This window comes from Bradyrhizobium sp. 4, from assembly GCF_023100905.1.
Classification (GTDB): domain Bacteria; phylum Pseudomonadota; class Alphaproteobacteria; order Rhizobiales; family Xanthobacteraceae; genus Bradyrhizobium.
This window is the reverse complement of the sequence record NZ_CP064686.1, coordinates 5,005,645-5,021,861: the sequence shown is the minus strand read 5'-3', so window position 1 is coordinate 5,021,861 and position 16,217 is coordinate 5,005,645. Positions and strand designations below refer to the sequence as shown.

General features: G+C 63.2%; 14 protein-coding genes and 1 pseudogene. 7 read left to right on the top strand and 8 right to left on the bottom strand.

Annotated elements, in window-relative coordinates; genetic code table 11:
- Positions 1-11: 11 nt before the first annotated feature.
- The 3 genes and pseudogenes from IVB45_RS23900 to IVB45_RS23890 all read right to left on the bottom strand — a co-directional run bounded on the left by IVB45_RS23900 (position 12) and on the right by IVB45_RS23890 (position 2,716).
- A pseudogene (locus IVB45_RS23900) lies at positions 12-1,359 on the bottom strand (caspase family protein).
- A gap of 111 nt (positions 1,360-1,470) precedes the next feature.
- A complete protein-coding gene (locus IVB45_RS23895) occupies positions 1,471-2,109 on the bottom strand; it encodes a glutathione binding-like protein (RefSeq protein WP_247362310.1) in 639 nt (212 codons plus the stop codon).
- Between the two features lie 13 nt (positions 2,110-2,122).
- On the bottom strand, positions 2,123-2,716 hold the full coding sequence (locus tag IVB45_RS23890; protein WP_247362307.1) for a cysteine hydrolase family protein: 594 nt from the start codon (positions 2,714-2,716) through the stop codon (positions 2,123-2,125).
- Between the two features lie 131 nt (positions 2,717-2,847).
- On the opposite strand from IVB45_RS23890, the gene IVB45_RS23885 reads away from it, so the two are divergent.
- Positions 2,848-3,681 (top strand): LysR family transcriptional regulator, encoded by an 834-nt coding sequence (locus IVB45_RS23885; protein WP_007611916.1) that lies wholly within the window; start codon positions 2,848-2,850, stop codon positions 3,679-3,681.
- A 108-nt stretch (positions 3,682-3,789) separates the two neighbouring features.
- The gene (gene lepB / locus IVB45_RS23880) at positions 3,790-4,536 is read left to right on the top strand and encodes a signal peptidase I (protein ID WP_247362304.1); all 747 of its coding nucleotides are present in this window, start codon (positions 3,790-3,792) and stop codon (positions 4,534-4,536) included.
- Between the two features lie 239 nt (positions 4,537-4,775).
- Here lepB and groL read toward each other — a convergent pair whose 3' ends face one another.
- Entirely contained in the window at positions 4,776-6,416 is a 1,641-nt protein-coding gene (groL, locus tag IVB45_RS23875; RefSeq protein ID WP_247287192.1) for a chaperonin GroEL, read from the bottom strand.
- Positions 6,417-6,460: 44 nt separating this feature from the next.
- Positions 6,461-6,775 (bottom strand): co-chaperone GroES, encoded by a 315-nt coding sequence (locus IVB45_RS23870; protein ID WP_027518760.1) that lies wholly within the window; start codon positions 6,773-6,775, stop codon positions 6,461-6,463.
- Between the two features lie 376 nt (positions 6,776-7,151).
- On the opposite strand from IVB45_RS23870, the gene IVB45_RS23865 reads away from it, so the two are divergent.
- Positions 7,152-7,439, top strand: a complete 288-nt coding sequence (locus IVB45_RS23865; protein ID WP_007602477.1) for an usg protein — start codon at positions 7,152-7,154, stop codon at positions 7,437-7,439.
- Positions 7,440-7,539: 100 nt separating this feature from the next.
- Positions 7,540-8,079 (top strand): cupin domain-containing protein, encoded by a 540-nt coding sequence (locus tag IVB45_RS23860; RefSeq protein ID WP_247362301.1) that lies wholly within the window; start codon positions 7,540-7,542, stop codon positions 8,077-8,079.
- 12 nt (positions 8,080-8,091) lie between these two features.
- On the opposite strand, the gene IVB45_RS23855 is transcribed toward IVB45_RS23860, so the two are convergent.
- Complete coding sequence (locus IVB45_RS23855) at positions 8,092-10,218, bottom strand: tetratricopeptide repeat protein (protein ID WP_247362298.1); 2,127 nt, start codon at positions 10,216-10,218, stop codon at positions 8,092-8,094.
- A 121-nt stretch (positions 10,219-10,339) separates the two neighbouring features.
- A complete protein-coding gene (locus IVB45_RS23850; RefSeq protein WP_081747843.1) occupies positions 10,340-11,260 on the bottom strand; it encodes a LysR substrate-binding domain-containing protein in 921 nt (306 codons plus the stop codon).
- A gap of 153 nt (positions 11,261-11,413) precedes the next feature.
- Between IVB45_RS23850 and IVB45_RS23845 the strand changes: the two genes are divergently transcribed.
- From IVB45_RS23845 to IVB45_RS23835, 3 genes are all read left to right on the top strand, one after another.
- Entirely contained in the window at positions 11,414-12,334 is a 921-nt protein-coding gene (locus IVB45_RS23845) for an amino acid ABC transporter substrate-binding protein (protein WP_197031141.1), read from the top strand.
- Between the two features lie 27 nt (positions 12,335-12,361).
- Positions 12,362-13,432, top strand: coding sequence for a GntG family PLP-dependent aldolase (locus tag IVB45_RS23840; protein WP_247362295.1), 1,071 nt, complete (start codon positions 12,362-12,364; stop codon positions 13,430-13,432).
- Positions 13,433-13,731: 299 nt separating this feature from the next.
- Positions 13,732-14,823: a rhomboid family intramembrane serine protease gene (locus IVB45_RS23835; RefSeq protein WP_247362292.1), complete on the top strand. Its 1,092-nt coding sequence runs from the start codon at positions 13,732-13,734 to the stop codon at positions 14,821-14,823.
- Positions 14,824-14,836: 13 nt separating this feature from the next.
- Here IVB45_RS23835 and IVB45_RS23830 read toward each other — a convergent pair whose 3' ends face one another.
- Entirely contained in the window at positions 14,837-16,087 is a 1,251-nt protein-coding gene (locus IVB45_RS23830) for a nucleoside transporter C-terminal domain-containing protein (protein ID WP_247362290.1), read from the bottom strand.
- Positions 16,088-16,217: the final 130 nt, after the last annotated feature.

Below are 16,217 nucleotides of genomic sequence, written 5' to 3'. Positions count from 1 at the left end.
ACGATGCACGATCAGCGTTTGACGAAGACCAGGCCGCAGGCGCGTGCCTCGTTGCGCTTGCCGGTGCCGCGGGTGCGATCGAACTGCGCATCCACCGTAAAGGCGTAGGGCGAGCCGGGCGCGAGGTTGTTGAGAGTGTAGGTGCTCGCCCCCGTCGTGCCGCGCGCGCTCAAAGTCGTCTTGCCGTCCGCGGGGATCTGGCCATCGATCTCCAGGCGGTTGACGGCGCCTCTGGGCGTCGGCATGAAAGACGCCGTTCGCAACCGTGGCAGACAGGGCCCGGGTGAAGCCCTGCGCCTTGCCGGTAGGCGGGCAGTTCAACGTCACGTCCCAATTGCCGTCGAAGTCCTTCGCGGTACGGGCGTTGCCGCTTGCCGGCGCGAGCGCCACCTTCTGCTTCAGACCTTCAATTCGGGCCTTGGCAAGCGTGGCGAAGATGCAATTCGGGAATCTCGTGATATGGTCCTCGTAGGCGCCAAGCGTGCCGATGCCGTCCGCGGCCTTCCAGTGCGCTTCTGCTGCCGCGCAGGGATCAGCCCGGGGTGCGGCTTGCGGCGCCGCCGGCGGTATCGTGACCGACACCGGCCCGTTCAGGTAGAACTTGCCGATGATCGACAGCGACAGCTCCGGGAGCTGGGTCTTGCCGCTGGAATCGTAGACGTCGCTGCTGATGTCGCGAAAGACCTCGCCGATCTCCTGGGGCTCCTCGATGTGCTTCAGGAACGCCGTCGTATAGGGGCTGTTGCGGCCGCTGCCGTCGGCCGCGGTCTGCCCGGACTGGGTCGAGAACGATACGATCGTGCCGCGTGGTGCTTCGACTTTCGACAAGCCCCGCCCGATCGAGGCAGCGCGCGTCATGCCGGCGGAGCGTTTCAAGGTTTCGGCCAGCGGATTGTCGCGGCAGGAATCGAGGATGAGGATGCGCAGGTTCTTGGCCTGCTGCAGATCGTTCACGATATCGTCGACCCGCACGAAGCGCTTCAGATCCGCTTCGTCGCTCAGCACGGCGTCGACAGGCATCAGATAGTTCACGCCGTTGTACTGCATCGCATGGCCGCTGTAGTAGAACATGGCGACGTCGGCTTTGCTCGCGGCGCGCGCGAAGCGGATGGTCAGGTCCTGCATGTCGGCCTGGCGCAGGTCAGTGCCCTGGAGCACTTCGAAGCCGCTGCGCTTGAGCGAGGCGGCGACGTCTTCGGCATCGTGAGACGGATTGGGAAGCTTCGCCGTACTGGCATAGGCGCCGTTGCCGATCACCAGCGCGACCCGCGTTTCCGCCGATGCCGGCGCGACGGAAAGCCAGCAGGCGAGGAGGGCGAGGCAAAGTCCGGCCGGGCAAAACCTGGAAAGAGCACGCATGAATGCCTTCCAATGAAATGTCGAAAAATATCCCTCCAGATTAGCGCATGCCGCGCCGACATCAATGCCCTGCCAGAGAAAACGCTCGGATTTCCCGGCCGTGACATCCTGTCACGCCGGGCTCGCCGCCATCGTCTTGCGCACGGCCATTTCGGTCGCAATCGCGTCCCGCACGGCCGGTCGGGCCTGCATGCGCGCGAGATAGGCCGACAACGATGGCCATTGCGCGATGTCGACGCCTGCCGGACGAAGCAGCAGCAAAGCCCAGGTGAGGTGGGCATCCGCGACGGTGAAGCTGTTGCCGACGAGGAATTCGCGGCCCGCCAGATGCGTGGCAGGCATCGACAATGTCTGCGCGATCCTTGCACGCGGCTTGGCGAGCGAGGAGTCGTCCTTGTACCAGAAGGTTGGAAACAGGAACGCCTTGTGGATCTCCGCCCCGACGAAGCTGAGCCATTCCTGGAGCCGATAGCGGTCGGGATCTCCGAACGCGGGTGCAAGGCCTGTCTCGGGCTTCAAATCGGCGATGTATTGCAGCACCGCCGCGCTTTCGGTCAGCCGTTCGCCATTCTCCAGCACCAGGACCGGCACCGCGCCCTTCGGCGAAACGCCGAAGAAATCGCTGCCGTCGTCCACGACCTGCTTGGTCTGGAGATGGACCGGATGATAGCGGGCCTCGAGGCCCGCTTCCATCAGCGCGATGCGGCTCGCAAGCGAGCAGGCCATCGGAGAGAAATAGAGTTGCAGCATCGCCTACGCTCCTTCAGGTCAGCGCCTCGGTTTGCGCAATGATCGCAAACCGGTCCGACAATTCGGCCAAGGCGACTGCGTGGATGGTCCTTGCGGAGAGCGCTCCGCCGCGGCCGTCGGGAAGATCGCGTGTTGCACAGGCATCGGCTGCGATCGTCGTGCGCAGGCCGAGGTCGAGCGCGGCGCGGGCGGTCGAACTGATGCACATATGGGTCATGAAACCGGCCAACACGATGTTCGTGCGTCCGGTTGCGGCCAGCCGGACCTGAAGGTCGGTGCCGGCAAAAGCATTCGGCAGCGCCTTTTCGATCACGGCTTCGCTGGCGAGCGGCGCCACGTTCCTGACGATCGCGCCGCGCGCGGCCTCGCGGTCGAACAGGCTGCCGGCACGTCCCTTGTGCGCGATATGGAAGATCGCAGCGCCGCTCGCCCTCGCCCGGGCGAGCAGGCGCGCGGCGGCGGCGATCGCGGGCTCCGCATCCGGCAAGGCAAGCGGGCCGGCGCAATATTCATTCTGGATGTCGATCAGCACGAGGCAGGAATCGGCGAGCCTGGGCGGAATGAGATCTGCGCCGGACAATTCAAGCAGGGTTTTAGGAGCGGTCATGAGGGTCGGGCTTTCCTGGCGGTATCGGATGGCGCGACAGTAGCGCGGCGGCGGCCTGCTAATGTGCAGGACTATTGCAGCATATGGCTGCAAATTTGCAGGAGCTGGTCGTGCCTGATAGGTTCATCGCCATGAACTGGGACGATCTGCGCATCATCGCCGCGGTCAGGGACGAGGGCACCTATGCCGGCGCAAGCGCACGGCTGCGCATCGACGAGACCACCGTCGGCCGCAGGCTTGCACGCATCCAGCGCGATCTCGGCGTGCCGCTGTTCGATGCGGTGGACGGCCAGCGTCGGCCGACGCGGAGTTGCGAGGCGGTGCTGGCGCATGTCGAGGCGATGGCCGCACATGCCGCCGAAATCGGTCGCGTCGGCGAGAGTCTGGCGGGCCCGGTGGGACGCCTGCGTATCGCCTCCACCAACACGGTCGCCGAGGAGGTTCTGTCGCCGCGCGCGAGCGACTTCCTGCGCGCCAATCCCGGCCTGACGCTGCAATTCCTCACCTCGAGCGAGAACGTCAAGTTCTCGCGCTGGGAAGCCGATCTCGCTATCCGTCTGCGCAAGCCCGACAAGGGCGACTTCGCGATCTCCAGGCTCGGTGACGTCAAGCTCTATTATTTCGAGCCTGTTGCGACAGAGGGCGAGCCGGTGCTGTGCGCCTATCCGGACGAACTCGGTGCCATTCCCGAGATGCAATTCCTGCGCATGAAGCAAGCCCACGCGCGCTGCGTCACCGACAACGTTCGCGTCATCCGTAACCTGATCCGCGCGCATCAGGCCGCCGGCGTGTTGCCGGAGCATGTCTGCGCGGATTTGCTCGGCGATCGCCGCCTGCGCGCCACACTGCTGCCTGGGCGCCGCGACGTCTGGTTGCTGGTGCAGAACCATCTCAAGCGAGATCCGGCGACGCGGCTCACCATCGAATGGATCCGCCGTTGCTTCAGCGATCTCGCGCGCGGCTGATTGCGGGCGTGAACGCGATCCGCGCGCGGTGCGACCAAGTAATGGGATTGCGCGCGCGCGAAGGTTGCGTAATCTCGCGAAGATCACGGGCTTGATCAGGGCAGGCGCATGACCACTCTTCAGGAAACCATCCACCCGCAGGCCAAGGTGCGGGAATGGAAGGCGATCGTCATCCTGATCCTCCTGATCCCGGTGCTGTGGTCGCCGCCGTTCCTGTTTCGCATCTTCCTGTTCCAGCCGTTCAACATCCCGTCCGGCTCGATGACGCCGACGCTGGTCGTCGGCGACTACGTCTTTGCCGCAAAATATGCCTATGGCTATGACCGCTATTCCTTTCCGTTCGCGCCGTCATGGATCTCTGGGCGTTTCCGGGCCGCCGAGCCCGAGCATGGCGACGTCGTCGTGTTCCGGACGCCAAAGGACACCTCGGTCGACTATGTCAAGCGCGTGGTCGGGCTGCCCGGTGATCGCATCCAGATGCGGCAGGGCCAGCTCATCCTCAACGATCGCCCGGTGACGCGCGTTGCCCTGAAGGCGGTGGTTGCCGGCTCCACTTGCGGCGCGGATGACGCTGCGAAGGCCAAGCGCTGGCGCGAGACGCTGCCGAACGGCGCGTCCTACGTCACGCAGGACTGCGTCGACAACGGCTACTACGACAACACCGACGTCTACACCGTGCCGCCGGGCCATTTCTTCGTGCTCGGCGACAATCGCGACAACTCGAGCGACAGCCGCGTGATGTCGTCGATCGGATTCGTGCCGATGGACAATCTGGTCGGCAAGGTGACGCGGATATTCTGGTCGCTCGACCAGCACGGCGAGCCGCACATGGAGCGGCTGGGGAAGGTGTGGTGAGGCCGTCCCGTCATTCCGGAGGCAGTGCGCGGCGCCTGCATGACGCGAGTTCGTAGCCTGTATGGAGCGGTAGCTTAATCCAGGAGAACTGCTCGCGCCGGATACGGTGCCCCGGATTTCGCTTCCGCTCCATCCCGGGCTACGGGCGGTGATCGTTGGGGGCGCGAAGCGATCCAAAAACAAAAACCCCGGCATCGCTGCCGGGGTTTCGCATTTTGTCGTTTGCCGGAATGGCTGGATCAGAAATCCATGCCGCCCATGCCGCCGCCCGGAGGCATCGCCGGACCGGCGCCGCCCTTCTTGGGCAGCTCGGCGACCATGGCTTCCGTGGTGATCAAGAGAGCCGCAACCGAGGCCGCGTTCTGGATCGCCGCGCGAACCACCTTGGTCGGGTCGATGATGCCCTTCTTGACGAGATCGCCGTATTCGCCGGTCTGCGAGTCGAAGCCGTAAGCGTATGACTTGTTCTCGAGGATCTTGCCGACGATCACGGAGCCGTCTTCACCGGCGTTGATCGCGATCTGCCGAGCCGGCGCGGAGAGCGCCTTGCGCACGATCTCGACGCCGGTCTTCTGGTCGTCGTTCTTGGTGCGCAGGCCCTTGAGCTGCTCGGAGGCACGGAGCAGGGCGACGCCGCCGCCCGGGACGATGCCTTCCTCGACCGCGGCGCGGGTCGCATGCATCGCGTCATCGACGCGATCCTTGCGCTCCTTCACCTCGACCTCGGTCGCGCCGCCGACGCGGATCACCGCGACGCCGCCCGCGAGCTTGGCAAGACGCTCCTGGAGCTTCTCGCGGTCGTAGTCCGAGGTGGTTTCCTCGATCTGCGCCTTGATCTGGGACACGCGCGCCTCGATGTCGGCCTTCTTGCCGGCGCCATTGACGATCGTGGTGTTCTCCTTGTCGATCATCACCTTCTTGGCGCGACCGAGCATGGCGAGCGTGACGTTCTCCATCTTGATGCCGAGATCTTCAGAGATCGCCTGACCACCGGTCAGAACCGCGATGTCCTGCAGCATGGCCTTGCGGCGATCGCCGAAGCCCGGAGCCTTGACGGCCGCGACCTTCAGACCACCGCGCAGACGGTTCACGACAAGCGTGGCCAAAGCCTCGCCTTCGACGTCTTCGGCGACGATGACCAGCGGCTTGCCGGTCTGCACCACGGCTTCGAGCAGCGGCAGCAGTTCGTTCAGGTTGGAGAGCTTCTTCTCGTTGATCAGGATGTAGGCGTCGTCGAATTCAACGCGCATCTTGTCGGCGTTGGTGACGAAGTAGGGCGAGATGTAGCCACGGTCGAACTGCATGCCTTCGACGACGTCGAGTTCGGTCTCGAGCGACTTGGCTTCCTCGACCGTGATGACGCCCTCGTTGCCGACCTTCTTCATGGCGTCGGAGAGGAACTTGCCGATTTCGGCGTCGCCGTTGGCGGAGATGGTGCCGACCTGGGCGATTTCCTCGTTCGAGGTGACCTTCTTGGAGTTCTTGACGAGGTCGGCGACCACGGCTTCCACCGCCATGTCGATACCGCGCTTGAGGTCCATCGGGTTCATGCCGGCGGCAACCGACTTGGCGCCTTCGCGCACGATCGCCTGGGCCAGCACGGTGGCGGTGGTGGTGCCGTCGCCGGCCGCGTCAGCGGACTTGGAGGCGACTTCGCGCACCATTTGCGCGCCCATGTTCTCGAACTTGTCGTCGAGCTCGATCTCCTTGGCGACGGTGACGCCGTCCTTGGTGATGCGGGGAGCGCCGAACGACTTGTCGAGCACGACGTTGCGGCCCTTGGGGCCGAGAGTGACCTTCACCGCGTTGGCGAGGATGTCGACGCCGCGAAGCATCTTGTCGCGTGCATCGACGCCGAATTTGACTTCTTTAGCTGCCATCTGAATTTTTCCTTGAGAGGTTTAGCTGGGGGAGAGAGGGGCTCTTAGGCCGCCTTCTTCTTGGAAGCGGGGACGTCGAGGACGCCCATGATGTCGCTTTCCTTCATGATCAGCAGATCGACGTTGTCGATCTTGACCTCAGTGCCAGACCACTTGCCGAACAGCACGCGGTCGCCGACCTTCAGGTCGATCGGGATCAGCTTGCCTGCTTCGTCGCGGCCACCCGGGCCCACGGCGACGATCTCGCCCTGCGAGGGCTTTTCCTTGGCCGTGTCGGGAATGATGATGCCGCCAGCGGTCTTCTCTTCTGCGTCGATGCGCTTGACCACGACGCGGTCGTGAAGCGGACGGAATTTCATGCAGTTCTCCTAAGCTTTTGCACAAGTTGGGAATTTTGGGTTGTTAGCAGTCTGCGCCCGCGAGTGCTAGCACAGGCACAGCTGAGATAAGGCAGGATTTTGGCGGGAGCAAGGGCTTGTAGCAGAAAAATAGCACTCGGAAGCGCCGCCTGCCAAAATCTCTTTCCATCGTTAATCGCGCTCCGCGCCCGTATTAGCACGGAGCCGCATCTGCTGCTAACGCATTGAATTTCAACAGCTTGTTAAACTTTTGGGCTTGAGATGGATTGTCAGTTTGCGTCACATTTCACTCATGTGAGCGCATCTCCACCGGGTGGCTCGTAGGGCGTACCGGAAAGCCACCCCTTGAATATGCGCTCCTGCAAAGGAGGTTGGCATGGTCTCGCGAGTTGGGGTTGTTTCCGACGACTTCCGGAAACAGGTGCTGGGTTACGGGCTGACGACAGCCGAAATTCTCTACCGGATGCCGGATCATCGCTCGCTGCTCCAAACCTATGTCTGGCAGAACTACGACATGTTTCCGAAATTTCCCGCGCTGACGGATTTCCTGGCGTTCTGGCAGAAGAAGCTCGACGGTCCGCTATTCTCGGTCACGGTCGCGCATTCCAAGCTGATCAAGCCAGCCGAGCTGCGCGCGGTGGACGGCGTGTTCCGGCTGCATTGAAGGCGAGCGTGGCTGTAGGGTGGGTTACGCTGACGCTAACCCATCCTACGATTTCGCATTCCGTGCTAACCTCTCCCCTATAACAACAGGGGAGACCGCCATGGCCAAGAAAGCAAAATCGCGTAGCGCATCGCAGGCGGCGGTGAAGAAGCGAAGCGGGGCCAAACCCGCCGCACGATCGACGGCCCGCCAGGCGGTGAAGGCGAAAGCTCGCGCGACTCCGGCCAAGTCATCCATCAAGAAACCGGCGCGGCCCAAGCAGCGCATCGCGATCAGCCATCACCGTGAGGAAGACTTCAAGGCCGACGGTCTGCGCACCTACGCGAAGTATCGCGATCTCGGCATCGCCGCTGCGAGCCACGGGCTGGCGCAAGCGCACGTGATCCGGCTGCAAGGCCCCTGCAATCCGGACGAGGTGTCGAAGCTGCACTTCCACGACGTCGAATTCCAGATGGTCTACGTGCTCAAGGGCTGGGTGAAGACCTATATGGACGGAGAGGGCGAGACGCTGATGAAAGAAGGCAGCGCCTGGACCCAGCCGCCGAAGATCAAGCACATGATCCTGGACTATTCGGACGACGTCGAGCTGCTGGAGGTGATCCTGCCGGCGGAGTTCAGGACGGTGGAGTTGAAGGCGTAGGTGAAGCGGAGATCAGCCATCACCGTTACAATAGCGTTTCCACATCGCGCGATAGGCATCGTCCACCGCTTGCGCGTATGAGACGGGGTTGCCGGCGGCGGCAGCCCTGATCTGTCCGGGCAGTTCGCGGCGCAACTTATCGAGGTCGCCGATCTGCGCCCCACGGCTCGCTGCGATCTCGACATAGGCCTCATCGCTTTCCGCGACCCAGTCCGGCAGGCCCAGCGCGGCGAGGATGGAGCCGGCAGCACGGCTCGGCAGACTGTGACCGAGCTTCGCCACTACCGGCACGCCCATCTGCAAGGCTTCCCACGTGCTGACGCCGCCATTCTGCGGGAATGGGTCGAGGCCAATATCGACGCGATTGAACGCTGCCAGATGTTCGTCTCGCGACGTGGCTCCGAGCAGGTCGACGCGTTCGGACGGCAACCGGCAAGCTGCAAACCGCGCCAGCAGATTGTCGCGGACCAGCTGAGCGTCCAGCGCAGTATCCTTGATCAGCAGTCGCGAACCCGGCACCCGCGCGAGAATCCTGGACCAGACGTCCACCGCCTCGTTCGAAATCTTGCTGATGCGGTTAAAGACACCGAATGTGATGAAGCCGTTCGCAATCGCCGGCGTCGGCGCCCGCGCAATCCCGGCCGGCAGTGGCGCCAGCGTCACAAAGCACGGCAAGTCAACGATGGTCTCCGCAAACAGATGCCGAACCGCGACAGGAATCGCGACCGGGTCCGAGAGCAGATAATCGATCGTCGGCAGCCCGGTGCCGGTGCCGTGGCCCCAGCCATGCACCTGAACTGGTGCCGGCTTGCGCGCAAACACACCGAGGCGGTTTCCGCTGGTATGGCCGGACAGATCGATCAGGATATCGACACCATCGGCGCGGATCTGGGCGGCGAGGCGATCGTCGGACCATTGCGAGGCGTCGCGCCAGCGATCGGCGATCCCCTGAAATTCGCGGGTCGTCGCATCCGTTTTCGATGAACAAGCGTAGCACACGATCTCGAACTGTGCCCGATCATGGTGCTGCAGGACCGGCTTGAAAATGAACGCCGCCGAATGTGCGTGAAAATCCGACGAGACATAACCCAGCACCAGACGGCGATCCGGAGCGCGGCTGTTGTCATGCGGTCCCGCCGCTCCTGAGGCGATCTTCGCACCGATCTGCTCCCACCATACACGTCGCGCTTGCTGATGCTGCGCAACGCTGGCGTCGGCCATAAAATCGAGGGTGAATATCTTGCTGGAGATCGTGCTCTGATCCGGCTCGATGTCGAGAGCTCTGTCGAAACTGGCGAGCGCTTCGTCGACCCGGCCAAGTGCCGCGAGACATTGGCCGAGCAGGCTGTGGGCCTGAGAGAAGCCGGGATCGATCGCGAGAGCCTTCTCGCAATCGGACAATACTTCGGCAACTTGCCGGGTCAGGAGCAAGATGCTGGCCCGCCAGAGCCATCCATTCGCGTCATCGGGTGCCAGGGCGATTGCGCGATTGCAATCCGCCATGGCTTCGTCGAATCGCTGAAGCTCCCGCAAGGCAACGGCGCGGCTCGACAGCGCCGAGGCATAGTCAGGCTTGATCGATAACGCGCGGTTTAAGCTTGCGACAGCCTCGTCATAGGCGCGCAGACGGCAGAGCGCCCAACCCCGACCGTTATGGGCTTCGGAAAGTTTTCCGTCGATTGCGAGCGCCTTGTCGTAGCTCTCGAGCGCTTCCTGGTAAAGTTCAAGGGCCGCGCTCGCGTTACCGAGATTCGACAGGGCCAAGGCGTAGTTGGGTCGGAGGGCGAGGGCTTTTCGATAGCTCTCGCGGGCCTCATTGTGACGTTTTAGCCCGTTGAGCGCGACACCCAGGCTCATATGAGCTTCGGCAGATCGCGGATCCACGGCCACCGCTCGGCTCAGCAGAACTTGCGCTTGCTGATAGTTTTTGGCTTCAGCCTCCAAAGCGCCCAGCAAATGAAGCGCGATGAATTGGTTGGGTGCGAGCTCCAGGAGTTCGCGATAGGCCGTCTTTGCCTCGCGCAGAAGTCCCGCTTTGTGCAGCTGGAGGGCGCGCGCGAGCAACGGCCCTACGTCGGCTTTTTGCCGTTTCTGAAGCCGGGAATTTTGAAATGCACGCTGGCCGACGCTGTCGCTCATGAATCAATTCCACCCGAATCTCCTGAAGAGATTAACATGGAAGGATTGTCGCGATTGCGCTGCGCTCCATCGGAGCTACGAGGGCGCCAGCCTCGCACAAGCCTCGCCGCGGATCGACCCGCTACCGCTCGAGATAGCCCAATTCCGTGCTCATGACCTTGCGAGCATATTCGCTGAAGGCATCGATCAACCGGGCGCGAGCGGCATAAGGTGGATAGAGCAGTGCGATCGTAACGGGGACCGCCGGGTTGAAGGGGCGCGTGGTCAGAGCCGCGCCAGAGCTTTCGTCATGCGCGGCAATCGGGTTGATAATGCTGATGCCAAGTCCCGCCGCGACCAGGGCGCAGACCGATGCGCCCAGATCGGTCTCCGCAACAATGCGGCGCGTGACGCCCGCCTGCGCGAAGATCGTATCGATGCGATCGTAGAGTGGACTCCCCGTGGCGAAGGAAATGAAGGCCTCGTCGGCGAAATCGGCAGGGCGCAGCGTCTTCTTCTGTGCAAGACGATGCGTCTTCGGCATGATCGCGACGCAACGCGTCTTGAGCACCGGCTCGACATGCACCCCCGCAACCTCGCCGTAGAGCATTGCCAATCCGGTGTCGCAAAGCCCGGAACTGACCCAGTCGTGCACGGCGCTCGCCGTGCCGGATCGGATCGAGATCATCACATGCGGATAGTCCGCCTTGAAGCGTGCCGCGATGCGTGTCAGCAGGCCGCCGGCCAGGCGCGGCATCGCCGCAACACTTAACCGACCCATACCGAACGAGCGGATGCTGGCTGCGCTGGCCTCCAGTCCCGCCAGGCCGATGAAAGTCTTCTCGACCTCCTGGAAAAAGCGCGATCCATCTACCGTCGGGCGGAGGCGGCCGCCACTGCGGTCGAACAGCGGGAATTGTGTGATCGCTTCCAGCTGTCCGATCAGGCGGCTGATCTGGGGCTGCGAGGTATGCATGCGCTGAGCCGCCTGCGTCATCGATCCCGTCACGAAGACCGCCCGAAAAGCCTCCACATGCTTCAGGCCCATTCGTCTGGTGGCCATATCAAATCCGTATAGGAGAGTATGAAACTGGAATTTCATCAGATCGGGCTTTTGGACGATAGTCCAGAGCACGGAGCTGTTCGCACGGAGCTGTCCTGGGGTTGCTCACCCACCGTGGACGGCGTCACCGGCATTTGCGACAAGAGGGGACATATGAAAGCGACGATGATCAAGGCACTGGCCGCGGCGACCGTCGCTACTGTTCTTCTTTCCAGCGAGGCCATGGCCCAGGGTGCGGGCAGGCTCGACAAGATCCGTGAGAGCGGCTCGATCACATTGGGGTACCCCGAGACCTCGGTGCCCTTCGCCTATCTCGACGGCAACCAGAAGCCGATCGGTTACACCGTGGAAATCTGTGAGCAGGTGGTGCAGGCGATCAAGACGGCCCTCAAGCTCCCCAAGCTCGAGGTTCGCTACAACCCGATAACCTCGGCGACACGTATTCAGCTGCTCGCCAACGGTACGATCGATCTCGAATGCGGCAACACGACCAACAATGTCGAGCGGCATAAACTCGTTGCCTTTGCTCCCACCACCTTCGTTGCGCAGGTCGTCCTCGTCGCGCGCAAGGATGGCGGGGTCGATGTCAACGACCCGGCTTCGTTTCGCGGCAAGGCCATCGCCGCCCAAGCCGGCGGCCAGACGTTCAAGGTGATTACGCTGATCAATGCCAGGGAAAATCTCAGCATCACGGTAGTGCCGGCCAAGGACACCGCCGAGACCTTCTTGTTGGTATCGACGGGCCGTGTGGCCGGCACCGCCAACGATGACGGTCTTGCCTATGCCACGGTCGCCTCGTCCAGAACGCCGGATGACTTCCTGATCGGTAGCAAGAGCCTCGAGACGGCGCCCTATGGTATCGTCCAACCCAAGGATGATCCTGCTTTCAAGAAGATGGTCGACGATGCCGTGATCGACCTGATGAAGAGCGGGCAGATTGCGGCGCTCTACGACAAATATTTCAATTCACCGATTCCACCGCATGGCCTCAACCTGAAATTCCCGATGAGCGCCGCCCTCAAGCGGGCGCTGGCCAACCCGACCGATTCCGGCGATCCGGCAGTCTACGAATGATGCGACAAGCGCTCTAGAGGTCTCGCAATGGCACATCAACACGACACGAGTCCGGCGGGCGCCGGGTTGCCACCCATCGACCTGCGCAGCGATACCGTCACCAAGCCGACCGAGGCGATGTATGCCCGCATGGTCTCTGCGCCGCTCGGCGATGACGGGCTGGACGGTGATCCCACGGTGCAGGAGCTGGAGGCCGTCGCGGCTGCGGCGTTGGGCAAGGATGCCGGCCTGTTTGTGCCGAGCTGCACCATGGCCAATCTGCTGGCGACGCTGGCGCAGTCGCAGCGCAGCGAACAGATCGTGCTGGAATCGAATGCCCATATGTACACCTCGGAACGAGGGGCGGCGACGTTTACGGGGCAGTTCTACCTCGCCATTGCCGGCACCGCCGGCGCCATGGATCTGAATTTGCTGGAGGACGCCCTGCAGGGCGAGGGGCTCAAGCTCGGGACCGCTCTTGTCGCAATGGAAACCTCGCACAACAACGCGAGCGGCGCCGTATTGCCGCTGGATCATATGCAGGCCGTGCACGCCATGGCCTCGGCCCGCGGTGTCCCGGTGCATCTCGACGGCGCGCGGCTGTTCAACGCCGCCGTCGCCCTTGAAACGGCGCCGGCCGAAATTGCCAGACATTGCGACACGGTTTCTCTGTGTTTGTCGAAGGGCCTGAGCGCACCCGCCGGTGCCGTGCTCGCCGGGCCACGCGCGGTGATCGACAGCAGCCGCAGGTTTCGCCGCATGCTCGGAGGCACGCAGCGCCAGATCGGCGTCCTGGCCGCGGCCGGCCTGGAGGCGGTTCAGGTCATGGGGACGCGTCTGGCGCAGGATCACCGGCGTGCGCGAGCCCTGAGTGATGCGTTGAACGGGATGCATCCAAAGATCAGCGCGACAATCCCACAGACGAATATCGTGCAGGTCGATGTCTCTCTCTCCGGGCGCGACAGCGCCGCGTGGTCGGGGGCTCTGGAGAGGGAGGGCCTGAGGGCGAGGCCCTGGGGCAGGCGTCGATTGCGCTGCGTGACCCATCGCCATATCGATGATGCGGATATTGATCGCGCGGTCATGGCATTTCGCACCGTGGCTGGAGCTTTGGCTTAGAGAGGGCTTACTCAGTACTTCCACGATCAGCCGATCGTTAGAAGGCGTCCGATCCGTGAAACCGGGCAGTTACCAATCGGATGGTTTCAGCCGTCCGCAGGACGGGCGGTAACCAGTCGAAAATACCTCTCGCGTCAACTCAAGGCTGTGAAAATGCGGGAAATGTTTTCATGGCGACAAACCCTTTTGGCCGACGCGGCGTCGTAGCGCCTTCTCCAAGAGGATCATTTCAACCCGCACCGCTTCAACCCGACGCCGCACCGATCGCTCCCCGGCCCCTGCCCGGTGAGGGGACGCTTTTGGGCGACAACAAGCTTCTGGCCGATATCCCTTTCCTCACCATCGGCCTGATTTTCTGTCTGCTCCTGATCTACGCTCTGCAACGCAGTCTCGCCATGGACATTGGGCCGGACGGTTCACTCGATGTCCGTTCGCTGATCGCTCAGGGCGCGTCCGGCTACGATCTGGTTGTCGGAAGGAACGAGTGGTGGCGGATCGGCCTTGCGCCGCTTCTGCATGGCAGCAATGGGCATCTCATAGGCAACTGCGTTGCGCTGTTCATCGTCGGCGTCAGGCTGGAGAGCCTGATCGGTCGTGGCTGGTTTTCGCTGATCTTCGTCGCCAGTGCACTGGCCGGGGAGGCCGGCTCGCTTCTGGGCAATGGCCCCGGCACGGTGAGCGTCGGTGCGTCCGGCGCCATTACCGGGCTCATCGCGGCGCTGTTCGTCGCGAGCTTCGAGTCAGAGGCGGACGCCGAGCAAACAATGTCGAGACTGAAGACGTCGCTCTTCTTTGGTGTTCCCGCTCTGCTGCCGCTTGCCTTTGGAGCCTCCGGCAATGTCAACTATTTTGCCCATGCAGGTGGTGCGCTGGCCGGCGGTGCGCTTGCCATCGTGCCGTGGCTCGCCTTCTGGTCCTATGACAGCCTGCCGCGGAGCACCGGCATGGTGTTGCTCGGAGGATTCGTCGGATCTGTGATCTGCGCCGGCTTCGCCGCCGCTCATTATTCGTCCTACATGGCTGATGCCGTGCAGTATATCCGCGCATCGGAAGTGCCGCCGAACGCTGGCGAGATGACGAGCCGGTCTTCAGATATCGTCATCCGCTATCCGAAAGACCCGCGGGCTCATCTGTTCCGTGCGGTCTTCTTCCTTGAAAAAGCGAACCTCAGTGCCGCTGAAACAGAAGCGCGAACTGCCATGTCGCTCGCCGCTTCGGATGTGGCGGGTGGACCGGTGCGCATCGGGGCGCAGGGCTTGATGGCGGTGTTGCTGTGGGCGCAGGGACGAAACAGTGAGGCGAAGGCCATGGCGGTCGAGCCGTGCCGTGCCAAGCTACCTGAGGTGCGGCGTATATTGCAGAAGTCGAAGTTGTGCGGTCGACCGGAGTGACGAGTGGAGAGAGCTAGCTCAACACCCCCACCACTGCTCCCATCAGACACGTCGTCAGCGTTCCCGACACGATCGACTTCAGCCCCAGCGCGTTGATTTCCTCGCGCCGTTCCGGCGCCATCACGCCGAGACCGCCGATCATGATGCCGAGGCTGGCGAAATTGGCGAAGCCGCACATCGCATACAGCATGATCAGGCGCGAGCGCGGATCGAGCGTGCCGGGCGGCAGCTTCGAGAAGTCGACATAGGCGATCAGCTCGTTCAGCACGGTTTTCGTGCCCATCAGGCTGCCGGCGGTGATCGCCTGGTCCCACGGCAATCCCATCAGCCAGCACACCGGCGCCATCACGAGGCCGAGCAGGCGCTGCAACGAGATCGCGGCGCCGCCGATATCAGGCAGCAGGCCGAGGATCGCATTGACGAGATAGACCAGCGCCACCAGCACCAGCAACATCGCGACGATGTTGATCAGCAGCTCGATCCCCGCGCCGGTCCCTTTCACGATCGCGTCCATCGTGCCGGAGACTTCCGTCTCGGGATCTTCCAGTGCGCCGCCGGTGCGCTTGTCGGATGTCTCCGGCACCATGATTAGGCTGACCAGGATCGCGGCCGGCGCGCCCAGCACCGACGCGATGACGAAATGCGCGGCTGCGTCGGGAATGAGGGGAGCAAGCAGCGTCGCATACAGCACCAGCACCGTGCCGGCGATGCCGGCCATGCCGCCGGTCATCACCAGGAACAACTCGCTGCGGGTCATCTGCGCGAGATAAGGCCGCACGAACAGCGGCGCCTCGACCATGCCGAGAAAGATGTTGGCGGCGGTCGAGAGCCCGACTGCGCCGCCGACGCCGAGCGTCCGCTCCAGCAGCCAGGCCATGCCGCGCACGACCGGCGGCAGCATGCGCCAATAGAACAAGAGCGTCGTCAGCACGCTCATGACCAGTACGATCGGCAGCGCCTGGAATGCCAGGACGAAATCGGCACCCGGTGCTTTCAGATCGAAGGGCAGGGGACCGCCGCCGACATAGCCGAACACGAAAGAGGAGCCGGCGCGCGAGGCCGCCGAGATCGCGCCCACGGCGTCGTTGATAGCACCGAAGGCGCGCGCGACGACAGGCACCTTCAGGAGAACGATCGCGGTGACGAAGGTGGCGACGAGGCCGATCGCCGCCTGGCGCAGCGAGGCCGCGCGGCGGTTCTCGCTTAGGACCAAGGCGATCAACAGCAATGCGAAAACGCCGAGTGCCGATTGCAGCCGCAGCATGATGTCCCCAAACCCCGATGATTATGGCCACCCCTGCGTTGCAAACGCAATGCCGGGAGATTGTCGGAGCGTCCCGCTGTTGACAAGCAGGTCCGCGTCAGCCACGCGGAGCACGTCGACATCAGGAGCC